Below are 9,337 nucleotides of genomic sequence, written 5' to 3'. Positions count from 1 at the left end.
AATCATTTAGAAAGATTGTTCTGTTCTCTCTATAATCTCATCCTGCAAGGCTTTACTAAGATTACAGAAATAATCACTGTAACCTGCAACCCTTACAATAAGGTTCTTATATTCATCTGGATTTTCTTGAGCTTTTAAAAGGGTTTCCTTACTTATAACATTAAATTGAATATGATGACCATCTAATCTAAAATAAGCTCTTACCAGATGTGCTATATTATCCAATCCCTCTTCTCCTTCAAGAAGGGATGGTGTGAATTTCTGGTTTAATAATGTTCCTCCTGTTATAACATGATCCATTTTGGAAGCTGACTTTATAACTGCAGTAGGTCCATTAATATCTGCTCCTTTTGATGGTGATATACCATCTGCAAGAGGTTTATTTGCTAATCTACCATCGGGTGTAGCTCCCATTACTTCACCAAAATAAACATGGCAGGTGGTGGGAAGCATATTAATTCTATGGACTCCCCCTTTACCATTTGGCCTACCTGTAACTTCATCATAATAAGCATGGAAAACCTCACTCATGATATTATCTGCATAATCATCATCATTACCATATTTTGGTGTTTTGTTTTTAACTAGGTTCAGTATACCTTCATATCCTGCAAAATTGGCTTTTGTAGCTTCTAATAATTGAGGCATAATCAGTTTCTTATAATCATAAATATTGTGTTTGATAGAAGATAGTATATCCGTGATATTACCAATACCTACTCCTTGAATATAGTTCGTATTATACCTTGCCCCACCTGAATTGTAATCTCTTCCTTTTTTAATACAATCATCTATGATAACCGATAAAAATGGTACAGGCATTTTCGTAGCATATAATCTTTCTATTATTCTATTTCCTTTTACTTTTATATCCACAAAATGTTTCAGTTGTTTTTTATAAGCGCTAAATAACTCTTCATAGCTTTCATAACCTGTTGGATCTCCTGTTTCAATACCTAGTTTTTTGCCAGACATTGGATCCATACCATTATTCAATGTGATTTCTAATATTTTAGGCAGATTCATGTATCCAGTCAGAATATATGCTTCTTTTCCAAATGCTCCTGTTTCCACACAACCACTAGTACCACCATTTCTTGCATCTTCTACAGTCTTTCCAGCTCGGAGCATTTCTTGTATAACTACATCTGTATTAAATAATGAAGGCTGACCCCAACCCTTTCTAACTATTTTTAGAGCTCTTTTCAGGAATCTTTGTGGTGTTTTCTTACTTATTTGCACATTGGAACTTGGTTGTAATAATTTCATTTCATCTATGACATCAAGTAATATGTAGCTTACTTCGTTGACACCATCTGAACCATCTTCTCTTAATCCTCCACAGTTGATGTTAGCAAAGTCTGTATATGTTCCACTTTCTTTTAATGTAATACCAACTTTTGGTGGAGCTGGTTGATTATTGAATTTTACCCAAAAGCATTGTAAAAGTTCTTCTGCTTTTTCACGGCTTAAATTCCCTTCTTCAATCTCTTTCTTATAAAATGGATAGAGATGTTGATCCAGTCTACCTGGGTTAAAAGCATCCCAAGGATTGAGTTCGGATATAACACACAAATGCACAAACCAATACATTTGCAGAGCCTCTTCAAAGGTTCTTGGTGCATATGCAGGAACATGATTACATGTATCAGCAATATGTAGCAGTTCCTCTTTTCTCACAGGGTCATTCTCTTTATCAGCCAACTCTTTGGCTAATTCACTATAGCGTTTGCCTAAAATCATGATAGCATCACAAGCATGACTCATACCCATTAGTTGATTTTTCTTATCTAGAGCCTCATCATCATCATAAAAATCCAGTTTACTTATTGAATCATCTATCTCTTTTTTAAATTCCATAAAACCTTTATTATAGATTTTACCATCAGCAACTGTATGTCCTGGTCCTCTTTGTTCCATGAACTCTGTGAAGATTCCTGCTTCATAGCATTCTTTCCACTCTTGTGTCATATTTTCTATGATATGATGGCGCATAGACCTTTTTTCCCAGTAAGGAATAATGGTTTTCTGCTGTATTCCTCTAGATTTTTCCGATGTTTTGAATGTTATTTTTTCACGGTCATTCATAACCCTAAAATCTTCCACAGTATGACAACATAATTCTGGATATGTTGGTGTTCCAGCAGGTTTTTCCCCTCTTTCTCCAACAATAAGTTCCCCATCATTGATACAAAGTTTTTTATGAGTCATTAATTCTTTCAACACCATGCCTCTCAGAACTGGTGTTGATACACTTCCTTCATACTCTTTATAAACTGCATCAACTATTTCTGCTCTTTCCATTGAGATATAAGGTATTGCATTTACACTTTGCTCTCTAAGTTTTCTTACTCGTTCTGTTATCATAATATTTACCCTCCTATCTTTACCTTTATACCAGCTTTATCAAATTTCATTGCTATATCATTCATTCTAGTGTCTGAAGGTCTTTCCATGCCTGTTAATCTATATTGCAATCCAAGGCTTTTATATTTATCCATGCCCATCTTATGATATGGGAGCAGATTCACTTGCAGAATACGAAGATTTGATAAGAAATGAATGGCAGTGTTAATATGTTCATCATCATCATTGATACCTTTAATAATAGGCATCCTAACAAATATGTCTGCACCTGCATCAGATAATCTTTGTAAATTATCAAGTATCTCTTCATTATATGTACCTACGTACTTCTTATGTTTCTGATTATCAATTAATTTGAGATCATATAAAAATAAATCAACTTTGTTTAATATTTTACTGAAATCCTCCCATTTACCATAACCGCTTGTGTCTACAGCTGTATGAATATCCTTTTCCTTGCAAGCTTGCAATATTTTATCAAGAAAATCTAATTGAACCATTGGTTCTCCTCCTGAGAATGTAACACCTCCACCAGATTCTTCATAAAAAATAGCATCCTTTTCAATTTCTTTCATGAGTTCTGTAGCAGTTATATCCCTACCCACATATTCTAGGGCATTATTAGGACAAAAATCTGTACACTTACCACACAAATTACATCTTTCATTATTAATGATAACCTGTGAATCTTGTATTATAATAGCTTGCTCGGAACATGTTTTCTCACAAATTCCACAAGCAGAACATCTATCCTCAAAATATATTATTTCATGCTTATACTTTTGACTCTCCGGATTATGGCACCACCAGCATCTTAATGGACATCCTTTTAAAAATACTGTTGTTCTAATTCCTGGACCGTCATGAACAGAGTATTTTTGAATATTCATTATAGTACCTGTCATTACATCACTTCCTCAGCAATAAGAATCAGATTATACTATTCTTATCTATATATATGCCATTATATCATGTTTACAATAAAAATCTATGCATTATTTTATTAATATCCAAGAAGAGTAAAACACAATTTATTTTTAACTAATACCTATATTTTAATTTAATAAAAGGGCTATCTTACCATAGATAAATTCTTGGTAAGATGCCCTTTGGCGTGTTACATCAATAATTCCTTCCATTATCTTGTCAACCTTTTTTCTTCATACATCCTGGAATCTGCAACATTCATGACTCTTTCCAATGTATCTCCATCTATTGGATAAGTAGCAAGTCCAATACTAGGTACAACCTCAATATCAATGTCTTGTTGTTTGAATCTGAATAATGTTTCAGCCCTTATTATTCTAGTAACATATTCTAAATCTTGTAATTGATCAATATTAGAAACTAAGATAAGGAATTCATCCCCACCTATTCTAAATCCTCTTTTTTTATTAATTCCAATAGTTTGGATTCTCTTTGCGAATTCAATCAAGACTAAATCGCCAACCTTGTGACCATAATTATCATTTATGGCTTTGAAATGATTAATATCGATTAAGAATAGACCAATAAATTCATTATTTGCTTCTGCTTTCTTTAATATAGTTTGATAATAGTACTCTAAAAAATATCTATTGTTCAATCCCGTTAATTGATCATTCATGGCTTGATAGTTCAACTGGTACCTTGTATTGAAAATCATAAGGATAAAGGCACCAATTATTAGGCTGATTAATATACTTAACCCTCTAAAAGTCCAACCTATTGTTTTGTGTTTTTCCCATCCATGTAATGGTTCAATAACCACTTTCCATTTATTATTAAGAATTTCAATATTAAGCACTTGACCATCTCTGTCAATTAAATCACCGTCACCATGAAATGGTTTCATGGGAAAATCCTCCATATTATATATGGCTACATTAAGTTTCGATTCTTCTGCGATTGTATCCATATACTCAAGATATTTGTCTCCATCTAAAACAATACTTATCTGCCCCCAATATTCACCTTCAATGACCATTGGTAAACGAGCTATGAACCCCATTCCTCCTTGTACTAAATCTACAGGTCCAATAAATAAGCGTTTTGATGTTTCTTTCACCTTAAGTATATCATCTCTCTGACTAGGTATTGCAGTCAAATCAATACCAATAACTTTTTCATTACCTTCTTTGGGATAATTCCATATAACTGTAGTATCCTCCATAATCCCAATATTTCTTATAAGTGTTTCTTTTTGTGATAATAGATTCTCTAGATATTTATTGGAATCTTCTTCAGAAATATCTGGATTGATTTTTATATATGTCATATACCCTTCCAATAAATTGATGCTCTCATTAATGGTAGCCTCAGCTCTTGATTGATATCTAAGAAATCTTTCTAAAACTTCTAACCTCTGCCTTTGATTATCTTTATTTTCTATGGTATCAATAGCTAAAAAAAGCAATATCATAATAATTACGCTTATGGTGACACCTATACTAATAGAGTAGAAAAAATGTTGTCTCTTGGTTTTAAGATTCAAGTATTGTCCCTCCGTATTTATCAGTCTACAAACAAGTTAAAGAGAATCATAATATTTTGCTCTATTAAAAATAAACATCATGATCTTTATGTCATATTATGTAGATATTATACCATAAAACATGCACTAATTCTATTTTTTAGGATACTCTACATCAAAATTTATTATTGATTTTTACCTTTTCTAGTGGTATATTGAAGATACTACACCGAAAGGAGATTTCCAAATGTTAAAAGGAAAAACTATCGTTATTGGTGTAAGTGGTGGAATTGCAGTATACAAGGTATGTGACCTTGTTAGTAAACTAAAGAAATTAAATGCTGATGTACATGTAATTATGACTAAATCAGCAACAGAATTTGTTGCACCCTTAACATTTGGGTCACTATCATTGCAACCTGTGGTTGTAGATATGTTTGAGAAAATAGTGAAATGGGATATAGAACATATTGCTTTAGCCAAAGCAGCTGATTTGTTTTTAGTTGCTCCTGCTACAGCTAACATCATAGGCAAAATAGCAAATGGAATAGCAGATGATATGTTATCAACAACCATCATGGCAACTAAAGCACCTATAATTATTGCACCTGCGATGAATACCAATATGTATGAAAATCCTATAGTACAAGATAATATCAAAAAATTAAAGAGTTTTGGCTATAAATTCATCAAGCCAGATTCAGGAAGATTAGCATGTGGTGACTTAGGCATAGGAAAACTAGCCAATGTGGATACTATTATCGAATCAATTACCATGAATTTATTAGAAGATAAACCTTTAGCAAGGCAAAAAATATTGATAACAGCTGGACCAACAAGAGAAGCTCTTGACCCGGTTCGTTATATGACCAATCATTCTTCTGGCAAAATGGGTTATGCTATTGCTGAAGCAGCAGCCATAAAAGGAGCAGAAGTCACATTAATATCTGGACCTGTTACCTTGGAGAAACCTAATAACCTAAAAAAATATATCCAGATTGAATCAGCTGAGGAAATGTTTACTGCTGTAAAAGACAATCTGAAAGACCAGAATATAATTATTAAATCTGCTGCAGTGGCAGACTATCGTCCAAAGGTTTATGTGAATAAAAAAATCAAAAAATCAGACGAAGATTTTATTCTTACACTAACCCGCAATCCAGACATACTAAAATGGATCGGCATGCACAAAACCCCTGAACAATTAATAGTGGGATTCGCAGCTGAAACCAACGATGTTATGGAAAATGGAATTAGTAAACTGAAGAAAAAAAATATTGATATGATAATAGTTAATGATGTCACTAGGGCAGATGCCGGTTTTGGTACTGATACCAATTGTGTAACATTAATTGACAAAAAAGGTAATAAGAAAGCCTATCCAGTTATGCCTAAAAAACAATTAGCCCATAATATACTGGATTATATTATAGCTAATCTCTATAAAGTTTAATAGATAATATCTGCTTTGATTCATTGAACAAAGACAGTATCAAGAAAAACAAGGTATATTGATTATGATATTCTACCTTCTTGGACGCTGTCTAAGAAGGTTTTTTTAGTTTAGCATATGAAAAATTAGGAGGTTACAATGTTTGGATTTATAGGAGCTGGGAAAGTCGGAACAACATTAGGTATGTATTTTAATAAAATGCAATTACCTATTAGTGGTTATAATAGTAAATCAATTACTTCAGCAGAAAAAAGTGCTACCCTTACTAGTAGCAAGGCTTATGATAATATTGCCCAATTAGTTGATTCATCAAAATATATTATGATAACTACTCCTGATGATGTAATAAAGGATGTTGTCCATCAACTATCATCACTACATACAAAGTGGTCTGATAAAGTAGTTTGTCATACCAGTGGTACTCATCCCTCCACTATACTTGAACCACTATCTAAACTTGATTCAACTACCTTATCACTTCATCCTATGTTATCATTTGCTGATATTAATTATGCTTTAACCATTTTACCGCAAACACCACTTACATTAGAAGGTAAAGGAACTTTGATTGATGAATTCAGAAAAACCCTGCAAAACATCAATCTTAATATTTATAACATCAACCCTGAACAAAAATCCCTATACCATGCAGCAGCTTGTATAGTATCTAACTATCTTGTTACTTTAATTGATACAGGGATAGAAACTTTCAAAAAAATTGGATTTGAACAAGAATCATCATTACAACTAATAGAACCCTTAGTAAAAGGAACCATCAATAATATTTTTGAAAAAGGAACAAAAAAAGCTCTCACTGGACCTATAGCTCGAGGTGATGTCAATACTATAAAAACACATGTACGAGCTCTATCTAGAGAAGATAGAAACCTAGAGCAATTCTATTGTTTACTGGGTAATAGAACTCTAAGTCTAGTAGAAAAACAAAATAAATTAAATGAATACACTCTAAATACTTTAAAGGAGGTATTACTAAGTGAAAACTGTAACTACACAAACAATAAGGAACAAGAAAAAGAATAACGAAATAATAACAATGTTGACAGCATATGACTACCCTACAGCAGCTATATTAGATAAAGCAGGTATTGACATAATATTGGTTGGTGATTCGTTAGGAATGGTTATCTTAGGTTATGAAAATACTACTGAGGTAACGATAGAAGATATGCTTCATCATTTAAAAGCAGTTTCTAGAGGCAGTAAACACTCATTAATCGTTGCTGACCTTCCTTTCCTTACATATCATACAGGAAAATATGAAGCTGTAAGAAATGCCGGACGTCTTGTCCAAGAAGGAAAAGCGAATGCTGTAAAACTCGAAGGTGGAACAGAAGTAATAAAACAAACAAAAGCAATTATTAATGCAGGAATTCCTGTTATGGGACATATAGGATTAACCCCTCAATCAATTAATCAATTAGGTGGTTATTATATTCAAGGAAAATCTGAAGAAAAAGCTAAAAAACTACTTGAAGATGCAATGGCTCTAGAAGAAGCCGGAGCATTTGCAATTGTACTTGAATGTATACCAACAGAATTAGCGAAACTCATTACAGAAAAAGTAGAAATTCCTACTATAGGTATCGGTGCAGGTTCTGACTGTGATGGTCAGGTATTAGTTACCAATGATATATTGAACCTATATTCTGGTATGGTACCAAAATTCGTAAAGCAGTACGCTAATCTACAAGATGAAATCATGAAAGCTACCAGCAATTATATAAAAGACGTGAAACAAAAGACTTTTCCTAGTAAAGAACATGTTTTTCATATTAATCAAGATGTAATTGATTCAATATATGGTGGAGGGAAAAAATCATGAAAATATTAAACGATATAAATGAACTACGAAAACATCTGGAAATCTATCGTACAGAAGGCAAAACTATAGGTTTAGTACCTACTATGGGATATTTACATGAAGGTCATATCTCACTAGTAGAAAAATCTGTTACAGATAATGATATAACAGTACTAAGTATCTATGTTAATCCTACTCAATTCGGTCCTAATGAGGATTTGGATAAATACCCTAGAGATATAGAAAATGATAAAAAGCTAGCCAAGGAAGCTGGAGTAGATGTTATTTTTATACCTACTAATTCAGTAATGTACCAAGATAATCATACAACCTATATCAATGTTAATAAACTTACAAATAATCTATGTGGTAAATCAAGACCTACTCATTTTAGAGGTGTAACTACTATTGTAACTAAATTATTCAATATAGTTCAACCAAATAGAGCTTATTTTGGACAAAAAGATGCTCAACAGGCTATAGTGATTAAAAAAATGGTAAAAGACCTTAACATATTTATTGATATAATTATCTGTCCTATAATAAGGGAAAACGATGGTCTAGCTCTAAGTTCTCGTAACACTTACTTAAGTATCAAAGATCGAAAACAGGCTACTATTTTATATCAATCCATCCAAGAATCGGAAGAGTGTATTAAGAGCGGTGAACATTCAGCCACAATCATAAAAGATATCATTAGAAAAATGATTGAAGAAAAACCTTCAGCAACTATAGACTATATAAGCATAGTTAATGAAGATACTCTTGAAGATATAGATTATATCAAGGGTAATATTCTCATTGCACTTGCTGTGAAATTTGGTAGAACAAGACTGATTGACAATCTGAGAATGGAGGTAATTTAATATGTTAATTGAAATGATGACGGGAAAATTACACAGAGCAACTGTAACCGATGCAAACCTTAACTATGTAGGAAGCATCACCATTGACGAACACCTTATGGAATTAGCAGATATATTACCTGGACAAAAAGTACAGATTGTCAATAATAATAATGGAGCTCGTTTAGAGACATACGTAATTAAAGGAGAACGAAACAGCGGAATCATATGTCTTAACGGGGCAGCTTCCAGACTTGTACAACCAGGAGATATAGTAATCATTATAGCCTATGCCTTAATGGATAAAAATGAAGCTAAAGACTATAAACCAAAAGTTGTTTTTCTAGGTAATAAAAATAAAGTTATAAATTAAATATAATATATATTATTAAATAAAA

The 9,337-nt window shown here is 32.5% G+C and carries 8 protein-coding genes; 5 read left to right on the top strand and 3 right to left on the bottom strand.

The window, feature by feature from the left end:
* Nucleotides 1-6: 6 nt before the first annotated feature.
* The 3 genes from hypD to ACX6CF_RS24235 form a co-directional block, all read right to left on the bottom strand.
* Nucleotides 7-2,367, bottom strand: coding sequence for a trans-4-hydroxy-L-proline dehydratase (hypD, locus tag ACX6CF_RS24245; protein WP_458787956.1), 2,361 nt, complete (start codon nucleotides 2,365-2,367; stop codon nucleotides 7-9).
* Between the two features lie 5 nt (nucleotides 2,368-2,372).
* The gene (locus ACX6CF_RS24240) at nucleotides 2,373-3,272 is read right to left on the bottom strand and encodes a trans-4-hydroxy-L-proline dehydratase activase (protein ID WP_458787955.1); all 900 of its coding nucleotides are present in this window, start codon (nucleotides 3,270-3,272) and stop codon (nucleotides 2,373-2,375) included.
* Between the two features lie 233 nt (nucleotides 3,273-3,505).
* Nucleotides 3,506-4,840 carry a diguanylate cyclase domain-containing protein gene (locus tag ACX6CF_RS24235; RefSeq protein WP_458787954.1) on the bottom strand — a complete coding sequence of 445 codons (1,335 nt, stop codon included), beginning with the start codon at nucleotides 4,838-4,840 and terminating at the stop codon, nucleotides 3,506-3,508.
* A 226-nt stretch (nucleotides 4,841-5,066) separates the two neighbouring features.
* Here ACX6CF_RS24235 and coaBC point away from each other — a divergent pair, with 226 nt between their 5' ends.
* The 5 genes from coaBC to panD all read left to right on the top strand — a co-directional run bounded on the left by coaBC (nucleotide 5,067) and on the right by panD (nucleotide 9,312).
* Nucleotides 5,067-6,272, top strand: a complete 1,206-nt coding sequence (gene coaBC, locus ACX6CF_RS24230) for a bifunctional phosphopantothenoylcysteine decarboxylase/phosphopantothenate--cysteine ligase CoaBC (protein WP_458787953.1) — start codon at nucleotides 5,067-5,069, stop codon at nucleotides 6,270-6,272.
* Between the two features lie 138 nt (nucleotides 6,273-6,410).
* Nucleotides 6,411-7,313, top strand: coding sequence for a Rossmann-like and DUF2520 domain-containing protein (locus tag ACX6CF_RS24225; protein ID WP_458787952.1), 903 nt, complete (start codon nucleotides 6,411-6,413; stop codon nucleotides 7,311-7,313).
* Between the two features lie 13 nt (nucleotides 7,314-7,326).
* Complete coding sequence (gene panB, locus ACX6CF_RS24220; protein WP_458787957.1) at nucleotides 7,327-8,115, top strand: 3-methyl-2-oxobutanoate hydroxymethyltransferase; 789 nt, start codon at nucleotides 7,327-7,329, stop codon at nucleotides 8,113-8,115.
* Nucleotides 8,112-8,960, top strand: a complete 849-nt coding sequence (gene panC / locus ACX6CF_RS24215) for a pantoate--beta-alanine ligase (RefSeq protein ID WP_458787951.1) — start codon at nucleotides 8,112-8,114, stop codon at nucleotides 8,958-8,960. Before panB ends, panC begins: the two co-directional genes overlap by 4 nt.
* 1 nt (nucleotide 8,961) lies before the next feature.
* Complete coding sequence (gene panD / locus ACX6CF_RS24210; RefSeq protein ID WP_458787950.1) at nucleotides 8,962-9,312, top strand: aspartate 1-decarboxylase; 351 nt, start codon at nucleotides 8,962-8,964, stop codon at nucleotides 9,310-9,312.
* Nucleotides 9,313-9,337: the final 25 nt, after the last annotated feature.

Source organism: Vallitalea sediminicola, from assembly GCF_054408565.1.
This window is presented reverse-complemented; position numbering and strand designations above follow the sequence as displayed.

Bases quoted from the DNA above. Each gene is read 5' to 3' on its own strand.
- panB (WP_458787957.1), top strand. From the start codon at position 7,327: ATGTTGACAGCATATGACTACCCTACAGCAGCTATATTAGATAAAGCA.
- panD (WP_458787950.1), top strand. From the start codon at position 8,962: ATGTTAATTGAAATGATGACGGGAAAATTACACAGAGCAACTGTAACC.
- coaBC (WP_458787953.1), top strand. From the start codon at position 5,067: ATGTTAAAAGGAAAAACTATCGTTATTGGTGTAAGTGGTGGAATTGCA.
- hypD (WP_458787956.1), bottom strand. From the start codon at position 2,367: ATGATAACAGAACGAGTAAGAAAACTTAGAGAGCAAAGTGTAAATGCA.
- panC (WP_458787951.1), top strand. From the start codon at position 8,112: ATGAAAATATTAAACGATATAAATGAACTACGAAAACATCTGGAAATC.
- ACX6CF_RS24225 (WP_458787952.1), top strand. From the start codon at position 6,411: ATGTTTGGATTTATAGGAGCTGGGAAAGTCGGAACAACATTAGGTATG.
- ACX6CF_RS24240 (WP_458787955.1), bottom strand. From the start codon at position 3,272: ATGACAGGTACTATAATGAATATTCAAAAATACTCTGTTCATGACGGT.